Raw genomic sequence first — 770 nt, forward strand, 5'->3', positions numbered from 1 at the left:
GCATGGCGCTCACGGCCGCCTACTGTCACTTCTTGCTTACCATCCGCTAGATTGTCAATTACTGACTTCTCAGGGTCTAGGATTTCGCGGTATTGGTCGAAGTAAGCCACTTCAAGTTTAGTACCACAATGCAGACGGCCAGAATCAGGCTTCAGCTGATCAAGAAGCAGTTTAAGTACGGTACTCTTACCACAGCCATTAGGGCCGATCAGAGCAATACGATCACCACGCATAATATTGAAGCTGAAATCTTTAACAATCTCTTTGCCTTCAAAGCCAAAGTTAAGATTCTCTGCTTCGAATACAATCTTGCCTGAACGTTGACCATCATCGATCTGAATAACCGCTTTACCCTGCACTTCACGACGATTGATGCGCTCTTCACGCAACTTCTTAAGTGCACGTACACGGCCTTCGTTACGCGTTCGACGAGCTTTAATGCCCTGACGAATCCACACTTCTTCTTGAGCAAGCTTTTTATCGAATTCAGCGTTCTGCATCTCTTCGACACGTAACGCTTCTTCTTTCTCTAGCAAGTAGTTTTCGTAATCGCCAGGGAACGAGCTCAGCTTGCCGCGATCAAGGTCAACAATGCGGGTTGCCATCGATTTGATGAAAGCACGGTCATGCGAGATAAAGATGATTGAACCACGGAAGTCTTTCAGGAAGCCTTCTAACCATTCGATTGTCGCAACATCTAGGTGGTTAGTCGGTTCGTCGAGTAGAAGCACGTCTGGGTCACATACAAGCGCACGAGCAAGCGCCGCTTT

The 770-nt window shown here is 47.4% G+C and carries 1 protein-coding gene; it reads right to left on the reverse strand.

What is annotated here, in order from left to right:
* Positions 1–770: ATP-binding cassette domain-containing protein (locus AB4653_RS28560; protein WP_372106009.1), on the reverse strand; the 770-nt coding region annotated here is incomplete at both ends.

It is taken from the genome of Vibrio sp. 10N.222.48.A3, from assembly GCF_041475345.1.
GTDB lineage: Bacteria > Pseudomonadota > Gammaproteobacteria > Enterobacterales > Vibrionaceae > Vibrio > Vibrio tasmaniensis_A.